The following is a 17,699-nucleotide window of genomic DNA, read 5'->3' on the forward strand; positions in this document are numbered from 1 at the left end:
TTGGTTCACTGCGGCCATCCTGGGCTTCCCGCAGGCTTCCGACCGGTCGGTCGTGTGACGCCTAACGGTCGGTCGGCTTCGCGCAATACGCTCAGTATTCGACCGGCAGCGGATCCAGACTGCGCCAGAGATACCAGGTGGCGACCGAGCGATAGGGCGCCCAGTTCTCACCCACCTCGCGAGCCTCGGCGCGCGACACCGGCTCACCGGAAAAATAGTTCACGCTGATGCCTTTGAGCAGGCCGATGTCATCCAAAGGCAGCACGTTGGGGCGCATCAGGTGAAAGATCAGGAACATTTCGGCGGTCCAGCGCCCGATGCCACGAATCGCCACCAACTCTTCGATGATGGCTTCATCGTCCATCTGCGCCCATTGGCGCACATGCACGCTGCCGGCTTCGAAATGACTGGCCAGGTCACGCAGGTACTCCGCCTTCCGAACCGACAAGCCTGCCTCGCGCAGGCCCGCCACTTCGTGAGCCAACACCGCCCCCGGTGCCAATTTGTGGCTGGGCCCGCCCACCAAAGCCGCGAAGCGCTCCCAGACCGATTGGGCTGCCTTGACCGAGATCTGCTGGCCGACGATCGATCGCGCCAGGGTGGTGAAGGCGTCACCCTTGTTCTGCAGCCTGGCTTCGCCAAACTGCGGGATCAACTTCTTCATCACCCGGTCGCGCTTGCCCAAGTGGCGGCAAGCCTCGTCCCAGTAATCGGGCGTCACGCCCAGCTTGGGCGCCATCAGGCAGCCACCCAGGTGGTGCCCTCGGGCCCATCTTTCAGGGTGATGCCACGAGCGGCCAGTTCAGCGCGAATGGCATCGGCCTGCACAAAGTCGCGTGCGGCCTTGGCTGCCACGCGCGCGGCAATGCGCGACTCAATCCATGCCGTATCAATGGCGGCACCGCCCTGCAAATAGTCGCGCGGCGATCCCTGCAGGATGCCCAGCGTCGCGCCCAAGGCTTTGAGCAGACCCGCCGCTTCCTGCGATGCGCTGCGATTGACTTCGCCGGCCAACTCGAACAAGACCGCCAGTGCCTGCGGCGTGTTGAAGTCTTCGTCCATCGCAGCCTTGAAGGCGGCGGCGGCCGGTTGGTTCCAGTCGATGGTTTCAATCACTCGGCCATTGACCTTGTCCAAGGCGGTGTAGAGCCGGCGCAGGCCCTGGCGCGCATCCTCGATATGCACATCCGAAAAGTTGAAAGGCCGGCGATAGTGCGTGCGCAGCATGAAGAAGCGCAGGGTCTCACCGTCATAGCGCTGCAGCACCTCGCGGATGGTGAAGAAGTTGCCCAAGCTCTTGGACATCTTTTCGTCATCCACGTTCAGGAAGCCGTTGTGCATCCAGTAGCGTGCAAAGGTCGTGCCCGTGGCCCCTTCGCTTTGGGCGATCTCGTTCTCATGATGAGGGAACTGCAGGTCCATCCCGCCGCCATGAATGTCAAAGGTCTCGCCCAACGTGGCGCAACTCATGGCCGAGCACTCGATATGCCAACCCGGACGCCCTTGACCGTAGGCACCGCCGGGGAACTTGGCGTCCTCAGGCTCGTCCGCCTTGGCGGCCTTCCACAGCACGAAGTCCAGCGGATCCTGCTTGCCGCGGTCCACCTCCACGCGCTCGCCCGCCCGCAGATCGTCCAAAGACTTGCCGCTCAAGCGACCATAGCCTGGGAACTTGCGCACGGCGTAATTGACGTCGCCGTTCTCGGCCTGGTAAGCCAAGCCCTTGCCCTCCAGCCGCTCGATCAGGCTGATCATCTGCGGCACGTAGTCGGTGGCTCGCGGCTCGATGGTGGGCGTGGCAATGCCCAGCGCAGAGATGTCCTCGCGCATGGCGGCAATCATCTCGTCGGTCAGGGCACGAATCGTCATGCCGCGCTCCAGCGCACGCTTGATGATCTTGTCGTCGATGTCGGTGATGTTGCGCACATAGGTGACGCGATAACCGCTCGCCGCCAGCCAGCGGTAGATCACATCGAAGGCCATCATCATCCGCGCATGGCCCACATGGCAGAGGTCGTAGATGGTCATGCCACACACATACATCCCCGCTTCACCGGGCACCAAGGGCACAAAATCTTCGACGGCTCGGCTGAGCGAGTTGTAAATGCGCAGGGACATGAGATTGCGGAGTGGCCGGTCGGGCAGACCGAGGAGGGTAGCGCCGGAAGCCCGGGCAACAAGGCCGGAGCATCCCTAGGAAGGGCGCCAGGGGAGACCGGCGCGGGTGGCATCGCAGCCTCCCTAGAATGGCCGCTCAGTATAGCCAGTGCCTATTTTTTGGGCAGGCAACTTCCGCCACTTCTCGACCTGCCCCTCTGACCGGCCTCGCCCATGCGCACCCTGCTCTCCGCCACCTTGCTGTTGACCGCGCTATGGGGTTCACCGGCGCGCAGCCAGTCCACACTGGATCAGGCGCAAACGCAGTGGTACTCCGGTCGCCAAGCCCAGGCCATCGAACTGGTGGAGGCGGCGATGGCGCAAAACCCGCTAGCCGCGCGGCCTCGCTTCACCCTGGCCTGGATGGTGCAAGAGCGTGGCGACCTGCGCCGCGCCGAGACCCTTCTGCGTGCCCTGGTGCAGGACTTTCCCGATCACGCGGAAGGCCTCAACAACCTGGCCGTGATCCAGGCCCAGCGCGGTGAACTTGACGCCGCCCTGCGCGGCCTGCAGCTGGCGGTGCAACTGCAGCCCGAGCACGCCCAGGCCCAGGAAAACCTGGGCGATGTGCTGCTGCACCTGGCCCAACGCGCCTATGGCCAGGCGGCCAAAATCCAGCCCGCAGCCCGCCTGCAACTCAAGACTCGCCAACTCGAACAGATCCTGCGCCCTAGCGCAAACTGACCCATGCACAAATTCATTGCGACCCTGTTGATCGGCCTGGCGGCCCTGACGGCTCAGGCCCAGACCGTGACGCTCAAGACCAGCTTGGGTGACATCAAGATCCAGTTGGCGGCCGACAAGGCCCCGAAGACCGTCGCCAACTTCCTGGCCTATGTGAAGGCCGGACACTACAACGGCACCATCTTTCACCGCGTGATCGACGGCTTCATGATCCAGGGTGGCGGCTTCAAGCCCGACCTGAGCCAAAAGCCCACCAAGAAGCCCATCCCGCTCGAATCCCAGAACGGACTGTCCAATCAGCGCGGCTCCGTCGCCATGGCCCGCACCATGGTGCCGGACTCCGCCACCGCACAGTTCTTCATCAATGTGGCCGACAACAGCCGTCTGGACGCCGCCAATGCGCCGGACGGCCACGGCTATGCCGTGTTTGCCCAGGTGATCGAGGGCATGGAGGTGGTGGACAAGATCCGCGCCGTCGCTGTGACCGATCGCGGCATGCACAGCAATGTGCCCGAAACCCCCATCCTGATTCTCAAAGCCACTGTGGAAGGCAAGAAATGAGCAAGCAAGTCGAACTGCACACCAACAAGGGCGTGATCCGCATCGAGCTGGACACCGAAAAGGCCCCCATTTCGTCCGAGAACTTCCTCGGCTATGTGCGCCGCGGCCATTACGACGGCACGATCTTTCACCGCGTCATCAAGAGCTTCATGATCCAGGGCGGCGGCTTCACCCAGGACATGCAGCAAAAGCCCACCGAGGCTCCGATTCAGAACGAGGCCAACAACGGCCTGAAGAACTTGAAGTACACCCTGGCCATGGCGCGCACCAATGCGCCGCACTCGGCCTCGTCGCAGTTCTTCATCAACACCGTGGACAACGACTTCCTGAACTTCAAGAGCGAGTCCGCCTCGGGCTGGGGTTACGCCGTGTTCGGCAAGGTGGTTGACGGCATGGAGCTGGTGGACACCCTGGGCAAGGTCAAGACCGGCCGCGCCGGCTTCCATGACGATGTGCCGCTGGAAGCCATCGTCATCGAAAAGGCGATCGAGCTCTGAGCACTCTGCCCTTGCAGGAAGTGCAGGCGCCGCCCTCGTGGCGGCGCCTTGCTTTCATCTCCGATCTCCATCTGAGCGAGGACACGCCTGCCACCTTGGCCGCTTTGCGCCAAGGGCTGCAGACGCTGCAGGCCGACGCCCTCTTCATCCTGGGCGACTTGGTGGAGGCCTGGGTGGGCGACGACGCCCTGGAGCTGCCCTGGGCGCAGGAGCTGGCCCAAGTGTTGCGGGCCTGTGGGCAGCGCATGCCGCTCTATTTCCAACATGGCAATCGCGACTTCTTGCTGGGCGGGCACATGGCGCAGGCCTGCGGCATGCAGTTGCTCGCCGAGGTCTGCCGGCTGGAGGCCTGCCGGCAGCGCGTGGTGCTGGTGCATGGCGACGAGCAATGCCTGGACGACAGCGCCTACCAAGCCTTTCGCGCCCAGGTGCGTCAAGCCAACTGGCAGCAAAGCTTTCTGAGCCAGCCCCTACCCCAGCGCCTGGCCCTGGCGCGCCAAATGCGTGAGGCCAGCCGGAAGGCCCACGGCGGTGTTGAGAGTTATGGCGACCTGGACCCCGCAGCCTGCCAACAACTCCTGATCCTCCACCACGCGCAAACCCTGTTGCACGGCCACACCCACCGGCCAGGGCAGCACGCGCTGGCGAACGGCCAGCGCTTAGTCCTGAGCGACTGGGACTTCGAGCATGCCCAGCGCGGCGAATGGCTGCTGCTGGAGCCCAGCGGCTGGCGTCGGCAAGCCCTTTGAGCCTTCACCCCCTGCGCATCTGGCAGCGCTGGAGGCAGTGGCGCGAGACGCGCCTATTGCGCCGCTTTGCAATCCCTGAGCCGCTATGGATGGACATGCTGCGGGATCACCCCTTCATCGCCGCTCGCAGCGAGGCGGACCGAGCGCAGCTGCGCCGGCTCTGCAGCCTGTTCCTGGCGCGCAAACGCTTCCATACGGTCGGCGGTCTCGAGCTCACTGACGCCATGGCCCTGGCTGTGGCAGCCCAAGCCTGCCTGCCGATCCTGCACCTGAGCCTGGAACTCTATGGCTCGCAGGTGGGCATCGTGCTGCATCCCGGCGACGTGGTGGCCCAGCGGGAGGACGTGGACGACCACGGCGTGGTCCACCAATGGCAGGAAGAGTTGGCCGGCGAGGCCATGCCCGGTGGCCCGCTGATGTTGAGTTGGGAGTCGGTGCGCTGCAGTGCACCCGGCGACGAACCCGTGTTCAACGTCGTGATCCACGAATTCATCCACCTGCTCGATCTCAGCAATGGCGCCTGCGATGGCCTGCCTGCCATCGACGAGCGAATCCTGGCCCAAGACTGGTTGCGCGAGTTACCGCTGGCTTGGGACCGCTTTGCCGACCGCATTGCCCACCGCGAACCCAGCTGCATCGATGCCTATGGTGTGCCGGCGCTGGATGAATTTTTTGCCGTGGCCGGCGAAGCATTCTTTGTGCGCGGCGCGGCGCTCAGACAAGAGGACCCGGTGCTGTATGCCTTGCTGGCGCGCTACTTCCGCCAGGATCCGGCCAGCTGCACCTGACGCAATTGCGACCCTCTGCCTTGGCCCGGTAGAGCGCCGCATCGGCGGGCTCGAGCGCGGCTTCGCCCTCGGCCACCGGGGCCAGGCCCAAGCTGATCGTGACCTGCTGGCCAGGTGCCAACGGCCCCCAGTCGTGCTCGGCCACCCGTGTGCGCAATCGCTCGGCCACGTCCAGGGCACGCGACGGCTCGGTGTCGGGCATCAAGAGCAAAAACTCTTCGCCCCCCATGCGCGCCGCCAGATCACTGACCCGGGTGTGCTGCAGCAGCAAGCTGCCGAGCTCGCGCAGCACTTGGTCACCAGCCCGATGCCCCAAGCGGTCGTTGACCTGCTTGAAGTGATCCACATCCAGCATCAGCGCCAGCAAGGGTCGGCCCAGCGCTTGCGACCGCACCCTCAGCACGGGCAACTGCTCAGCCACAAAGCGGCGGTTGTAAAGGCCGGTGAGCATGTCCTCGTGCGCCTCACGGCGCATCTGCTCGGCCCGCAGACGCTGCATCTCCGCTTCCAGCTTGGCGCGGTGGGCCTGCGCGCGAGCCAGATCCAGTTCATGTTGACGGCGCAACATCAACAGATGCAACTCATTGCGCACCCGCACCTCATCCATTGCCAACTCGTAATAGCGCTGCTGCGAGTGCAGCGCGGGTTCAAACAACTGGAGGGCTCGCTGGGCCTGCACCAAGGCGCGCCAGTGGCTCATCTGCCCCCAGTGATCGCGCGCCGAAAGGCCGGCCGAGTTGAGTTGCAAAAGGACGTGCGCGGCCTGTGCATCGCCCAGCTCAATCAGCGTCAGGGCCTCCTCCAGCCGGGCATGGGAAGCCACCTGCGCCAGGCTGGCGGCCTGAGCCAACTCGAGCGCTTGACGAGCGTGCGTCAGCGAGGCCGGCAGATCGCCCTGTTCTCGCAGCAGCCATGCCAAGTTGGCCTCACTCAAGGCCAGGGCCACCGGATGCCCCATGCGCTGGGCCAACTCCTGCGCCAGGCGCAGATGCTCTGCCGCCAGAGTCAACGCCTCCTCATGCGTCTCGCCGGGCGCCAAGCGCCCCAGCGAGCGCCAATTCAAATAGGTCCCTAGATTGTTGTGGGCCGCAAACTGCAGTTCCAGGTCAGCGTGCTGACGCGCCATTTCCAGCGACTGCTGCAAGAGCGCACGACCCTGACGGGTATCGCCCAGATCCACTTGCGTCGCGCCCAAACGATTCAAAGCCCAGGCCTTGAGTTTGGCGTTGCCGCTGAGTTCAGCCTCCCGCAGCGCCTGATCGGCGTGATGCAAGGCCTCCGGGTAGGCAAGCGCCTGCGCGCAAGCCAAGGTGAGCGTGCAATGCACCCGCGAACGCCAGTCAGGCAGGCCGGTCAAACAGCCCAGCGCAGCCTGTCCAGCCTGGCGACAGGCATCCAACTCGCCCTGGCGCAGCAGGCTATGCGCCAGCCAGTGACCCGCCTGCCCCTGCAGGCGTTCCAGCTTCAGCGACTGGGCCTGCGCCAACAGGGCTTGAGACTTCGCCAGACAGGACTGAACCTGGCCTGCCGCCGCCAGCCGCTCACAGGCAACTAGCGCCTCGGAACAGTCACTGGGCAGCGACATGAACGATCCCCAAGCGCTAAGAGCCCGGCCCCGTCGCTAGCCCGCAGCCGCTGGCTCGGTGTTGCGATCTGCCTTGCCCTTGCCCTTGGGCGGTGGATTGGGCTGGATGTCGAGTTGCACCTGTCCCTGGTCGTCCACATCCACGGTCAAACGGCCGCCATCCACCAAACGTCCAAACAACAGCTCATCGGCCAGCGCGCGCCGGATGGTGTCTTGGATCAAGCGCTGCATCGGTCGCGCGCCCATCAGCGGATCAAAGCCCTTCTTGCCCAGATGCTGGCGCAGGCCATCGGTGAAGGTGACATCGACCTTCTTCTCGGCCAGCTGACCTTCAAGTTGCAGCAGGAACTTGTCCACCACGCGCAAGATGATGTCGCTGTCCAGCGAGCGGAAGCTGATGATGCCGTCCAGGCGATTGCGGAACTCCGGTGTGAAGAGCCGCTTGATGTCCGCCATCTCATCACCGAGCTGGCGCTCATTGGTGAAGCCGATGGTGGCCTTTTGCAGGGCCTCAGCGCCCGCATTGGTGGTCATCACGATGATGACGTTGCGGAAGTCGGCCTTGCGCCCGTTGTTGTCGGTCAGGGTGCCGTGATCCATCACCTGCAGCAGGACATTGAAGACGTCCGGGTGTGCCTTCTCGATTTCATCCAACAGCAGCACCGCGTGGGGCTTCTTGGTGACCGCCTCGGTCATCAACCCGCCCTGGTCAAAGCCCACATAGCCAGGAGGCGCGCCAATCAGGCGACTGACCGTATGGCGCTCCATGTACTCGCTCATGTCAAAGCGAATCAGCTCGATGCCGAGGATGAAGGCCAGTTGCTTGGCCACCTCGGTCTTGCCCACGCCGGTGGGGCCGCTGAACAGGAAGGCGCCGATCGGCTTGTCGGGTTTGCCCAAGCCGGAGCGCGCCATCTTGATGCTGGCGGCCAGGGCCTCAATAGCGGGGTCCTGCCCAAACACAGTCGCCTTGAGGTCACGCTCCAGACTCTTGAGCTTGCCGCGGTCGTCGCTATTGACGGTCGCCGGCGGAATGCGGGCGATCTTGGACACGATGTCCTCGACCTCGCTGCGCGTGATGGTCTTCTTGCGCTTGCTGGCCGGCAGGATGCGCTGCGCCGCACCCGCCTCGTCGATGACGTCGATGGCTTTGTCGGGCAGATAGCGGTCGTTGATGAATTTGTGCGAGAGCTCGGCCGCAGCCTCCAGCGCCCCCAGCGCGTACTTGACCGCGTGGTGTTCCTCAAAACGGCTCTTCAGTCCCTTGAGGATCTCCACCGTCTGGCTGACCGTGGGCTCGATCACATCGACCTTTTGGAAGCGCCGCGAGAGCGCCGCGTCCTTCTCAAAAATGCCGCGGTACTCGGTGAAGGTGGTGGCGCCGATGCACTTGAGCTGCCCGTTGGACAGCGCCGGCTTGAGCAAGTTGCTGGCGTCCAGCGTGCCGCCGCTGGCCGCGCCGGCGCCGATCAGGGTGTGGATCTCATCGATGAAAAGCACAGCCCCAGGCTGATCCTTCAGCTGCTTCAGCACCGCCTTCAGTCGCTGCTCGAAATCGCCCCGGTACTTGGTACCGGCCAACAAGGCACCCATGTCCAAGGAATAGACCACGCTGTCGGCCAACACCTCGGGCACAGCGCCTTCGGTGATCCGCCAAGCCAGGCCCTCGGCAATCGCCGTTTTGCCCACGCCTGCCTCGCCCACCAACAGCGGATTGTTCTTGCGGCGGCGGCACAGCACCTGAATCACCCGCTCGACTTCGTGCTCGCGGCCAATCAAGGGGTCGATGCGGCCATCCTTGGCGGCCGCATTCAGGTTGTGGGTGAACTGCTCCAGGGGCGAAGCCTTGGCCGGTTGGCCCTCGGCCTCCTCACCGCCCTGCTGCCCCTCGCCCTCAGGCTTGCCCTCGGGCCCCTTGGGCGGCTCGGGGGCGTCGGTCTTGCGGATGCCATGGGCGATGAAGTTCACCACATCCAGGCGGGTGACGCCCTGCTGGTGCAGGTAATAGACGGCGTGTGAATCCTTCTCGCCAAAGATCGCCACCAGCACATTGGCGCCGGTCACTTCTTTCTTGCCATTGCCGGTGCTCTGCACATGCATGATGGCGCGTTGGATCACGCGCTGGAAACCCAGTGTGGGCTGGGTGTCCACCTCCTCGGTGCCCCCCACAGTCGGCGTGTTGTCCTTGATGAACTGCGCCAGGCTCTTGCGCAGATCCTCGATCTGCGCCGCACAGGCCCGCAGCACTTCGGCCGCCGAGGGGTTGTCGAGCAAGGCCATCAGCAGGTGCTCAACGGTGATGAACTCGTGGCGCTGCTGACGCGCGTCCACGAAGGCCATATGCAGACTGACTTCCAGTTCCTGGGCAATCATGTGGGCTCCATGACGCATTGAAGGGGGTGACCGGCGCGCTTGGCAGCGTCCAGCACCAGTTCGACTTTGGTGGCCGCGACGTCCTTGGAGTAGACCCCACAGACGCCCCGACCTTCGTGGTGAATCTTCAGCATGATCAGCGTGGCACTGTCCAGATCGTGGCGGAAATACTCCTGCAACACCATCACCACGAACTCCATCGGCGTGAAGTCGTCATTCAACATAAAGACTTGATAAAGGCGCGGCGGCTCGGTGCGCTGCGCCAATCGCTCGACGGCGACCGCACCGGCGCCCTCATCGGGCGGGCTCGGTGGTGGAGAGCCCGGCGGCAAAGCGGATAGAAATAGCGACGAAGGCATGCGCCGATTCTAGGGAGCTACCTAGGAGAAAGTGGTTTGCGTGGGCTTGTCGATCTGGCGCCCATTGTTGACCGCCTCCCGCTTCGTCCAAACCTTGAATTGGGGGCTGGCCACCCGGCTTCAAGCCTTGCGGGTGAATCCGGATGGGGCAGTTACGGAGTGACGCGGCGCGAGCCGCTTTCCAACAATGCCGCCCTCGCCGCCAAGCCCCCTTGTTTTGGGCCCGGTCGGCCCCCTCTTCAGCCCCGGGAGAAACCCATGCCCATCGGAACGGTGAAATGGTTCAACGACACCAAAGGCTTCGGCTTCATCGAACCTGAGGGCGGGGGCGCCGACGTGTTTGCGCACTTCAGTGCCATCCAGATGGAAGGCTTTCGCACCCTGCGACAGGGCAGCACCGTGTCCTTTGAAACCGTCGAAGGCCCCAAGGGTCTGCTGGCACACAACATCATGCCGGTGGCCAGCAACTCAGCCCCTTCCTGAGAGCCGCAAACCCGTTCAGCTGGCCGCAGCCGTCAACAGCTTGAGGGCCTGGGGGCGCGCACTTCGTGCGCCCCAGTCGAGGATTTCCAGCCGGCCATCCGGATGCTCGGCCAGCGCGGTCAGGCTCTCGACCCAGTCGCCATCGTTGGCGTAGAGCACGCCCTCCACCTGCCGCAACTCGGCATGGTGGATGTGGCCGCAGACCACCCCGTCCAAGCCACGAGCCTTGGCTTCCCGCGCCACGGCCACCTCGAAGTCGTCCACATAGGCCACCGCGCGCTTGACCTTGAGCTTGAGGTAGCGCGACAAGCTCCAGTACGGCAGGCCCAGCCGAGCCCGGGCTGAGTTCAACCAGTGGTTCCAGGACAGCACCCGCGTGTAGGCCCAGTCGCCCAGATGGGCCAACCAGCGAGCGCACTGCACCACACCGTCAAACCGGTCACCGTGGGTAACCCACAGCCGGCGGCCATCGGCCAGGATATGAATGGCCTCCTCCTGCACCTCGATACCACCAAAGCTATGCCCCAGATAGCGGCGCGCAAACTCGTCATGATTGCCCGGCACAAAGACCACCCGCGTGCCCTTGCGCACCTTGCGGAGCAGCTTTTGCACCACGTCGTTGTGCTGCTGCGGCCAGTACCACTGCCGCCGCAACTGCCAGCCATCGATGATGTCGCCCACCAGATAGAGGGTGTCGCAGTCGACCCGCTTCAAGAAGTCGAGCAGCGCGCCCGCCTGGCACCCCGGCGTCCCCAGGTGCAAGTCGGAGATCCAGACCGTTCGCATCCGCAAGTCCCCGGACTCAGCCTCTTCAGCCGGATGGGCTGGGCCGGGTTGCAGCCTGGGGTCTGCATTCAGGTCAACGGTCAAATCCAGGGGAAGGTCGCGTCGCATGGACCGCCATGCTGTCTGTCCTTCAAGACGCCCTGATGACGGGCAAGCGACGTACAAGCGCCTGACCCATGCGCAATGTCTGCCCCTCGCCACTCAACAGCTCAAACCCGGGGGGCAGCAGCATCACCACGGTGGAGCCATGCTCGAACCAGCCCAGTTCCTCGCCCCGCTGCACCTGGGCGGCACAGGGCGTCTCGCAGGCGCCCCGGCGGCGTGGATAGGGCTCATCGCCCAGGCAATGCAGCCGCAGGCTAGCCACCAGGATGGCCGCCACCGGCACCATCAGCAGTTGTGGGCCGTCGTGCAGGCGCAGGCGCATCACGGCCCGCTCATTGCGGCAGAACAGGCGCTCGATGCGCGCCAGCGCGATGGGATTGACATTCCACGTGTCACCGCTGATGTAGCGCACCTGCTCGATGCGCCCGGCATCCGGGGCGTGCAAGCGGTGGTACATCGCGGAGGTCAGGCGCAGGGTCACAAACTGACCGCCCTCGAACTCGACCGCATCGGCGGCACTTCCTAGCAACTCGCTCAGCGTATAGGGCATGCCCTTGGCCTGCAGCACCAGGCCCTGGGCAATCGGGCCGCACGCCCCCACCAAGGCGTCACAGGGGCTGGTGAGCCACTCCGGCCCGTCCGCAATCGGGCGCGCGCCCGGCTTGAGCTCACGGATGAAGCACTCGCGCAGGCTATGGAACTTGCTGTGTTTGGCTTCGCTCAAGTCCAGGTCGGTGAACAGGCGCCAGAGGGCGATGGACGCCCGCGTCAGCCAGGGCGAGCGAATGCCGGACCACCAGCCCATGGCCTGGGTGGCCCAGCGCCGCGGGATGCGGTTGGTGAGCAGGAAGTTCAAGTCCTCATTGAGCAACAGGGCATCGCGCCAGCGGCGCTTGGGCAAGGCGTGGGTCTGGTTTTTCATCGAGGCGTCAAGTCAAAGGGCTACACCGAAGCTCTCGCAGTGTCGGAAGCGCATATGACAGAAGCTTTGAACCTCAGCGCCCTGGCCGCCGGCCTGACGGCAGCCGGACTCCTGGGCCACCGTGTCTGGCAACGGCTGCAGCTCTCGCGCGCCAAGCACCCTTCGCTCACCGGGCACGCGCGCATGGCGCGCCGGATGGGACGCTGGCTACCGGGCTACCACTTTGACGCCGATGACTTCTTCCAAGCCGATGGAGCCGGTGCCGAAGTCGTGGCCCGGCGGCAAGCCGGCTTCGAACGGCTGTCCACCCAGCTGAGCACACGGCACCCGCAGTCCGTTGCCGCCAGCCGCGCCCTGCGCCAGGGCCTGAGCGACCTGCAATTCACCAGCGCTTACCGCGTGCCCTACCCTTTCAGCCCGCTGGTGCGCGAACAGCTGCCGCTGGGCAGCGTGTTCGAACGCACCGAGGGCCACCGCGTCATCGACCTGGATGGGCAGGTGTTTGACGACTTGAGCGGCAGCTACGGCGTCAATCTCTTTGGCCATGAGTTCTACAAGCGGAACTTGCAGGAGGCACAGCAACGCGCGCTGCCCCTGGGTATGTTGCTCGGCGCCTATCACCCGGCCACCTTGGATGTGGTGCAACGGCTGCGGCGTCTCTCCGGCCAAGACGAGGTGAGCTTTCATATGTCAGGCACCGAGGCCGTCATGCAGGCGGTGCGCCTGGCGCGCTATCACAGTGGCAAGCAAAAGCTGGTGCGCTTTTGTGGCGCCTACCACGGCTGGTGGGGCGAGGTGCAGCCCGGCCCCGGCAACCCGACCCCCGCCGACCACACCTACACCCTGCGCGACATGAGCGAGCGCAGCCTGCGCGTGCTGAAGAGCCGCCGCGACATCGCCTGCGTGCTGGTCAACCCCCTGCAGGCCCTGCACCCCAACCAGGCGGCGCCGGGCGACAGCAGCCTGGTCGGCCAGCGGCAGCTCAAGGGCGCCGACCTGAAGGCCTATGCCGACTGGCTGCGCCAACTGCGCCAGGTTTGCACCGAGCGGGGCATCGCCCTCATCTTTGATGAGGTCTTTGTTGGCTTCCGCCTCGCTCCCGGCGGCGCGCAGCAGCTCTTTGGTGTGCAGGCTGATCTGGTGACCTACGGCAAGACCTTGGGCGGCGGCCTGCCGGTGGGCGTGCTCTGTGGCCAGGCCCGCTGGATGAAACGATTTCGCGCCGAGCGCCCGGCCGATCTGTGCTTCGCGCGGGGCACCTTCAACGCCCACCCTCAGGTCATCTGTGCCATGCAGGTGTTCTTGGAGCAACTGGAAAGGCCAGAGGTCCAGGCCCTCTACACCAAGCTGAACGAGCAATGGACCGCACGGGCCCAGCAGCTCAATCTGGCCTTGCATCAAGCGGGCCATCCTGTTGGGGTGGCGCAGCTTGGGACCATCTGGGCGCTGCAGTTCAACGCCCCCGGTCGCTACCACTGGATGCTGCAGTTCTACTTGCGCGCGCAGGGCCTGCTGCTGTCCTGGGTGGGTAGCGGCCGCATCGTCTGGAGCCTGGACTACAGCCAGGCCGACTTCGATGCGGTGTGCCAGCGCGTCCTGGCGGCTTGCGCCCAGATGCGGCAGGACGGCTGGTGGGATGGGGCACCCGCCGCGCCACAACTCAAGCGCCGCCTCCTCAAAGAGATCTGGCAGGCCTGGAGGGCCTGAGCCCGCCAGGCCACGACACGCCACTCAGGATTCTGGGCGGGCGTGGTGCATCGGATCGATCAATTCGCCCTTCAACAAATAGAAGGGCGACTTCCAATACAGCATCACGTCATGGAAAGGGTCGGTCAGGATCTTGCACATCCAGACCAGGCCGGTGTGCACGTCATACAGATGAAACAGGTGCACGGTGCGCATCAGCAGTCCCGTCACGCCCAGCGCCAGCCAGGCCAGCCCCACGTCGTGCCAATAGCCAGGAAGGTCCGTGGCCGGTTCAATCCAGCCCCAGAGTGATGGCTGCAGCCACAGCAGCAGCGGCAGACCCGCCCAGACCGACATCAAGAACACCTTGCGCCTCAGGTTGTAGCCCACCTTGATGGCCTCTTTGTGCTCATGGGTGGCCTGGTTCACCTCGTCATAGCCCTTGGGCTCGAAGAAGAAATGGCCGGCTTGGCGCGAGCTCATGGAGACCCCCCAAGCCAGCAAGGCGGCCAGGGCCGGGTCGACGAACAAGAGGCCATAGGCGCAGAGAAAGCTCAAGGCGCTCAAGAGGTGCAAGCTCTGGTTGATGCGGCTGTGGTGGTAGTAGCGATGGTCATCCCAGCGCTGGGTTCGCAGGGATTGCAGGAATGGGCTCACGCGGCGTCCTCGCAAAAGTAAAGGGGAAGTAAAGGGGAAGTAAGGGGGAACCAAGAAGGGAAAGCCCATGGTGGCGCTGGCCTGTGAAGACCCGGTGACGCCGCCTGTCACACAACCGTTGCACAGCCGTCTCAATCGGCCACGAGCATCGCGGCATGAACAGCGCCACCCACATCCTCAAGCCCAGCCTCCGCTCCTCCTTCCCTGCGCCGGGCCGTGCGCGGGCGGTGGACCTGGAGCTGCCCCTGCATGCACTGGATGCACAACGCCCCTTGAGGATCGCGCTGGTCACCGAGACGTATCCGCCGGAAGTCAATGGCGTAGCCCTCAGCGTGGCCCGGCTGGTGGAAGGCCTGCGCGGCCGCGGCCATCACGTGCATCTGGTGCGCCCCCGCCAGCCCGAGCACGATGCCACCCGCCCCGCGGACGATGCCGCCACGGAGACCCTGGTGGCCGGGCTGCCCATTCCGCGCTACCCCGAACTGCGGCTCGGGCTGCCCGCCACCGGACGCTTGCTCAAGCTGTGGCGTCAGCAGCAGCCGGATCTGGTCCACATTGCCACCGAAGGGCCGCTGGGCTGGGCCGCGCAGCGAGCCGCAGATCGCCTGGGCATGCCCGTAATCAGCGAATTCCGCACCAACTTCCACGCGTACAGCCAGCACTACGGACTGGCCTGGCTGCGCCCCCTGATCGAAGGCTATCTGCGTCGCTTCCACAACCGCTGCGCGCTCACCATGGTGCCCTCCGAAGCCCAACGCCAGCGCCTGGTCGCGCTGGGCTTCGAACGCCTGTTGGTGGTGGCCCGCGGGGTCGACACCGAGCGTTTCAACCCGCGCTGGCGCAGCCAAGCCCTGCGCCAGCAGTGGGGCGCCGAGCCCGATACCCCGGTGTTGCTCAGCGTCGGACGGTTGGCCGCCGAGAAAAACCTGAACCTGCTGATCAAGGCCTACGAGGGCTTGCTCCAGCAAAATCCCCAAGCTCGCCTGGTGCTGGTGGGCCACGGTCCCGAACGCGAGCGCTTGCAACAGGCCTGCCCGCAAGCCATTTTTTCCGGTCAAAAGACTGGCATGGAGCTGGCCGAGCACTACGCCAGCGCCGACTTGTTCGGCTTTCCAAGCCTGACCGAGACCTTTGGCAATGTGGTGCCCGAAGCCATGGCCAGCGGTCTGCCCGTAGTCGCTTTCGACGAAGCCGCCGCCGCCCTGCTGCTGCGCGACGGGGCCGGCTTACTGCTGAACCCGGGCGATGAAGAGGGCTTCTGCCAGGCCGTGGCCAGTCTGGGCACCCATCCGGCGCAGCGTCACAGCATGGCGCGCCGGGCGCTGTGCACGGTGGCCGACCATGGCTGGGAACGCATCGTCAGCGAAGTGGAGGCGCAATACCGGCAGCATCTGCAGGCCCTGATCCCCTGAGTAAAGGTCGGGGCGTCATCGGGAGGTCATGCACACGACCCAGGATCGCGGCCATCGCAGCCCTCCTCCACTGCCGTGATCTCCAGCCCTGTCGTCCGCGCCCCTCTTCCCTCCTCCACCAGTGCGCCGGTGACCCTGCTCTCCCTGAGCAGCGCCGACCCTGATCTGAGCCAGTTGCTGCAGGCCGCCAGCGCCAGTGGGGCTTTGGTGGCCCATACCAGCGACCCCGAACAGGCCCAGCGCTGGCTCGACACCTTGGCCCCGGATCTGCTGCTGACCGAGGCCAGCCTGTTTGCCCGCTTGCGCACGCCCACATGCCCGGTGCTGAACTGGACGGGTGACGCGCGCCAGACCCGCCACCAATTGCAGGCTTGGCTGCCCGCGCTGCAAAGCAGCGCGGTAGTAACCGTGCTCGGCGACGTCGAGGCCGATCTGCAACTCGGGGTGGTGCGCCACCGCACCCCGGATGGATTGCGCCGCCAGGCCGCCGTACCGGCTCAGGAGCTGCGTTTGATGATTGCGCTGATGCGCCGTGCCGGGCGCGTGGTGAGCCGCGGCGAGTTGCTGGACAGCGTCTGGCCCGTGCACGCCAAGCCTCTTCCCCGCACCGTGGACCAGACCGTACGCCGTTTGCGCGTGGGCCTGCAGCCCCTGGGCCTGGCCGAGCGCTTGCGCTCGCTGCGCGGCCTGGGCTACCGCTTTGACCCGCTCTGAGATGATCCCAAGGTTGTCACAAAGCCGTCACGCAGCATCCCTAGAGTTCCGCCCATTCCTTCACCGACCCCTTCCAATTGGAGTCTCCGATGTCCCTCAACAAGCTGTTCGCCCTGATGGGCCTGACCGTCGCTGCCTTTGCCGCCCAGGCCCAGGTGGTCAAGATTGACGGCTCTTCGACGGTATTCCCGATTACCGAAGGCGTGGCCGAGGACTTCCAGAAGACCAAGAAGGGTGCCGTCAAGGTCACCGTGGGCATCTCCGGCACGGGCGGCGGCTTCAAGAAGTTCTGCCGCGGCGAGACCGACATCAGCAATGCCTCGCGCCCCATCCTGGCCAAGGAAATGGCCGACTGCAAGGCCGCTGGCATCGAGTACTACGAACTGCCGATCGCCTTTGACGCGCTGACGGTGGTGATCAACCCCAAGAACGCCTGGCTCAAGCAGATCACCGTGGCTGAATTGAAGGCCATTTGGGAGCCCGCCGCCCAGGGCAAGATCACGCGCTGGAAGCAGGTCAACCCGGCCTGGCCCGACCAGCCGATCAAGCTCTTCGGCGCCGGCGCCGACTCGGGCACCTTCGACTACTTCACCGAAGCCATCAACGGCAAGACCAAAGCCAGCCGCGGCGACTTCACCGCCTCGGAAGACGACAACGTGCTGGTGCAGGGCATCAGTTCCGATGTCAATGCCATCGGCTACTTCGGCTACGCCTACTACGCCGAAAACACCGCCAAGCTCAAGGCCTTGCCGGTCGTGAACCCCAAGGGCCAGGCCGTGGCGCCTGCTGAGGCCACCGTGCTGAACGGCAGCTACGAGCCGCTGAGCCGTCCGATCTTCATCTATGTGAACGCCAAGTCCATCGCCAAGCCCGAGGTCAAGGAATACGTCGAGTACATGATGAAGAACTCGGCCAAGATCGCCAAGGAAGTGAAGTACGTGCCCCTGCCTGCCAAGGCCTACACCCTTGGCCTGGAACACCTGAACAAGGGCAAGAAGGGCACCGTGTTCGGCGGCAAAAACGAGGTCGGTGTGACCATCGAAGAGCTGATGACCCGCGAAGCCGCCCTGTAATCCTTGGGCGGGTTCATTCCTACCCCAAAATGACCGTCTTGTGACATCGGGGGCCCCTGCGAACGCAGGGGCCCTGTCCGCCGTTCATTGCCGCCCCCAGGCGGCCCG

At 64.9% G+C, this 17,699-nt stretch carries 18 protein-coding genes; 10 read left to right on the plus strand and 8 right to left on the minus strand.

The features are described 5' to 3' along the window. Positions 1 to 91 precede the first annotated feature (91 nt). Both FF090_RS12835 and cysS read right to left on the minus strand, forming a co-directional pair. Positions 92 to 739: a DNA-3-methyladenine glycosylase family protein gene (locus FF090_RS12835; RefSeq protein WP_138857096.1), complete on the minus strand. Its 648-nt coding sequence runs from the start codon at positions 737 to 739 to the stop codon at positions 92 to 94. Then, positions 739 to 2,118 carry a cysteine--tRNA ligase gene (gene cysS, locus FF090_RS12840; protein WP_138857097.1) on the minus strand — a complete coding sequence of 460 codons (1,380 nt, stop codon included), beginning with the start codon at positions 2,116 to 2,118 and terminating at the stop codon, positions 739 to 741. The genes FF090_RS12835 and cysS overlap by 1 nt, the downstream gene beginning before the upstream one ends. A gap of 213 nt (positions 2,119 to 2,331) precedes the next feature. Between cysS and FF090_RS12845 the strand changes: the two genes are divergently transcribed. The 5 genes from FF090_RS12845 (at position 2,332) to FF090_RS12865 (ending at position 5,436) form a co-directional block, all read left to right on the plus strand. After that, positions 2,332 to 2,841 carry a tetratricopeptide repeat protein gene (locus tag FF090_RS12845; protein WP_138857098.1) on the plus strand — a complete coding sequence of 170 codons (510 nt, stop codon included), beginning with the start codon at positions 2,332 to 2,334 and terminating at the stop codon, positions 2,839 to 2,841. A gap of 3 nt (positions 2,842 to 2,844) precedes the next feature. Further along, the gene (locus FF090_RS12850) at positions 2,845 to 3,402 is read left to right on the plus strand and encodes a peptidylprolyl isomerase (protein ID WP_138857099.1); all 558 of its coding nucleotides are present in this window, start codon (positions 2,845 to 2,847) and stop codon (positions 3,400 to 3,402) included. Next, positions 3,399 to 3,899, plus strand: a complete 501-nt coding sequence (locus tag FF090_RS12855) for a peptidylprolyl isomerase (RefSeq protein ID WP_138857100.1) — start codon at positions 3,399 to 3,401, stop codon at positions 3,897 to 3,899. The genes FF090_RS12850 and FF090_RS12855 overlap by 4 nt, the downstream gene beginning before the upstream one ends. A 95-nt stretch (positions 3,900 to 3,994) precedes the next feature. Next, positions 3,995 to 4,648 carry a UDP-2,3-diacylglucosamine diphosphatase gene (locus FF090_RS12860; RefSeq protein WP_246071414.1) on the plus strand — a complete coding sequence of 218 codons (654 nt, stop codon included), beginning with the start codon at positions 3,995 to 3,997 and terminating at the stop codon, positions 4,646 to 4,648. Next, entirely contained in the window at positions 4,645 to 5,436 is a 792-nt protein-coding gene (locus tag FF090_RS12865) for a M90 family metallopeptidase (protein WP_246071415.1), read from the plus strand. The genes FF090_RS12860 and FF090_RS12865 overlap by 4 nt, the downstream gene beginning before the upstream one ends. On the opposite strand, the gene FF090_RS12870 is transcribed toward FF090_RS12865, so the two are convergent. From FF090_RS12870 to clpS, 3 genes are read right to left on the minus strand one after another with little or no spacing between them, the layout of a single operon-like run. Next, positions 5,363 to 7,021 (minus strand): GGDEF domain-containing protein, encoded by a 1,659-nt coding sequence (locus FF090_RS12870; protein ID WP_138857103.1) that lies wholly within the window; start codon positions 7,019 to 7,021, stop codon positions 5,363 to 5,365. The two genes, FF090_RS12865 and FF090_RS12870, sit on opposite strands and share 74 nt — an antisense overlap. Before the next feature lie 36 nt (positions 7,022 to 7,057). Next, positions 7,058 to 9,394, minus strand: coding sequence for an ATP-dependent Clp protease ATP-binding subunit ClpA (gene clpA / locus FF090_RS12875; protein ID WP_138857104.1), 2,337 nt, complete (start codon positions 9,392 to 9,394; stop codon positions 7,058 to 7,060). Then, on the minus strand, positions 9,391 to 9,753 hold the full coding sequence (gene clpS, locus FF090_RS12880; RefSeq protein ID WP_138857105.1) for an ATP-dependent Clp protease adapter ClpS: 363 nt from the start codon (positions 9,751 to 9,753) through the stop codon (positions 9,391 to 9,393). Before clpS ends, clpA begins: the two co-directional genes overlap by 4 nt. A 258-nt stretch (positions 9,754 to 10,011) precedes the next feature. Here clpS and FF090_RS12885 point away from each other — a divergent pair, with 258 nt between their 5' ends. Beyond that, on the plus strand, positions 10,012 to 10,236 hold the full coding sequence (locus FF090_RS12885) for a cold-shock protein (RefSeq protein ID WP_138857106.1): 225 nt from the start codon (positions 10,012 to 10,014) through the stop codon (positions 10,234 to 10,236). 15 nt (positions 10,237 to 10,251) lie between these two features. Here FF090_RS12885 and FF090_RS12890 read toward each other — a convergent pair whose 3' ends face one another. Both FF090_RS12890 and asd read right to left on the minus strand, forming a co-directional pair. Beyond that, on the minus strand, positions 10,252 to 11,130 hold the full coding sequence (locus FF090_RS12890) for a UDP-2,3-diacylglucosamine diphosphatase (protein WP_138857107.1): 879 nt from the start codon (positions 11,128 to 11,130) through the stop codon (positions 10,252 to 10,254). Positions 11,131 to 11,152: 22 nt separating this feature from the next. Continuing rightward, the gene (gene asd / locus FF090_RS12895; RefSeq protein WP_138857108.1) at positions 11,153 to 12,049 is read right to left on the minus strand and encodes an archaetidylserine decarboxylase; all 897 of its coding nucleotides are present in this window, start codon (positions 12,047 to 12,049) and stop codon (positions 11,153 to 11,155) included. Positions 12,050 to 12,103: 54 nt separating this feature from the next. On the opposite strand from asd, the gene FF090_RS12900 reads away from it, so the two are divergent. Further along, positions 12,104 to 13,756, plus strand: coding sequence for an aminotransferase class III-fold pyridoxal phosphate-dependent enzyme (locus FF090_RS12900; RefSeq protein ID WP_138857109.1), 1,653 nt, complete (start codon positions 12,104 to 12,106; stop codon positions 13,754 to 13,756). Positions 13,757 to 13,780: 24 nt separating this feature from the next. Here FF090_RS12900 and FF090_RS12905 read toward each other — a convergent pair whose 3' ends face one another. Further along, entirely contained in the window at positions 13,781 to 14,392 is a 612-nt protein-coding gene (locus tag FF090_RS12905; protein WP_138857110.1) for a hypothetical protein, read from the minus strand. Positions 14,393 to 14,547: 155 nt separating this feature from the next. Here FF090_RS12905 and FF090_RS12910 point away from each other — a divergent pair, with 155 nt between their 5' ends. The 3 genes from FF090_RS12910 to FF090_RS12920 all read left to right on the plus strand — a co-directional run bounded on the left by FF090_RS12910 (position 14,548) and on the right by FF090_RS12920 (position 17,591). Beyond that, a complete protein-coding gene (locus FF090_RS12910; RefSeq protein WP_138857111.1) occupies positions 14,548 to 15,804 on the plus strand; it encodes a glycosyltransferase family 4 protein in 1,257 nt (418 codons plus the stop codon). Positions 15,805 to 15,933: 129 nt separating this feature from the next. Continuing rightward, positions 15,934 to 16,518, plus strand: coding sequence for a winged helix-turn-helix domain-containing protein (locus tag FF090_RS12915; protein WP_138857112.1), 585 nt, complete (start codon positions 15,934 to 15,936; stop codon positions 16,516 to 16,518). Between the two features lie 89 nt (positions 16,519 to 16,607). Further along, the gene (locus FF090_RS12920; protein ID WP_138857113.1) at positions 16,608 to 17,591 is read left to right on the plus strand and encodes a PstS family phosphate ABC transporter substrate-binding protein; all 984 of its coding nucleotides are present in this window, start codon (positions 16,608 to 16,610) and stop codon (positions 17,589 to 17,591) included. The last annotated feature ends 108 nt before the right edge of the window (positions 17,592 to 17,699 follow it).

It is taken from the genome of Inhella inkyongensis, from assembly GCF_005952805.1.
Taxonomy (GTDB): Bacteria; Pseudomonadota; Gammaproteobacteria; order Burkholderiales; family Burkholderiaceae_C; genus Inhella; species Inhella inkyongensis.

What these genes read in the sequence shown, in the direction of transcription:
- FF090_RS12885 (WP_138857106.1), top strand. Translation starts at nt 10,012, where the DNA reads ATGCCCATCGGAACGGTGAAATGGTTCAACGACACCAAAGGCTTCGGC.
- FF090_RS12910 (WP_138857111.1), top strand. Translation starts at nt 14,548, where the DNA reads ATGAACAGCGCCACCCACATCCTCAAGCCCAGCCTCCGCTCCTCCTTC.
- FF090_RS12900 (WP_138857109.1), top strand. Translation starts at nt 12,104, where the DNA reads ATGACAGAAGCTTTGAACCTCAGCGCCCTGGCCGCCGGCCTGACGGCA.
- FF090_RS12855 (WP_138857100.1), top strand. Translation starts at nt 3,399, where the DNA reads ATGAGCAAGCAAGTCGAACTGCACACCAACAAGGGCGTGATCCGCATC.
- FF090_RS12850 (WP_138857099.1), top strand. Translation starts at nt 2,845, where the DNA reads ATGCACAAATTCATTGCGACCCTGTTGATCGGCCTGGCGGCCCTGACG.
- clpA (WP_138857104.1), bottom strand. Translation starts at nt 9,394, where the DNA reads ATGATTGCCCAGGAACTGGAAGTCAGTCTGCATATGGCCTTCGTGGAC.
- FF090_RS12920 (WP_138857113.1), top strand. Translation starts at nt 16,608, where the DNA reads ATGTCCCTCAACAAGCTGTTCGCCCTGATGGGCCTGACCGTCGCTGCC.
- asd (WP_138857108.1), bottom strand. Translation starts at nt 12,049, where the DNA reads ATGAAAAACCAGACCCACGCCTTGCCCAAGCGCCGCTGGCGCGATGCC.
- FF090_RS12835 (WP_138857096.1), bottom strand. Translation starts at nt 739, where the DNA reads ATGGCGCCCAAGCTGGGCGTGACGCCCGATTACTGGGACGAGGCTTGC.
- FF090_RS12845 (WP_138857098.1), top strand. Translation starts at nt 2,332, where the DNA reads ATGCGCACCCTGCTCTCCGCCACCTTGCTGTTGACCGCGCTATGGGGT.
- cysS (WP_138857097.1), bottom strand. Translation starts at nt 2,118, where the DNA reads ATGTCCCTGCGCATTTACAACTCGCTCAGCCGAGCCGTCGAAGATTTT.
- FF090_RS12890 (WP_138857107.1), bottom strand. Translation starts at nt 11,130, where the DNA reads ATGCGACGCGACCTTCCCCTGGATTTGACCGTTGACCTGAATGCAGAC.
- clpS (WP_138857105.1), bottom strand. Translation starts at nt 9,753, where the DNA reads ATGCCTTCGTCGCTATTTCTATCCGCTTTGCCGCCGGGCTCTCCACCA.
- FF090_RS12870 (WP_138857103.1), bottom strand. Translation starts at nt 7,021, where the DNA reads ATGTCGCTGCCCAGTGACTGTTCCGAGGCGCTAGTTGCCTGTGAGCGG.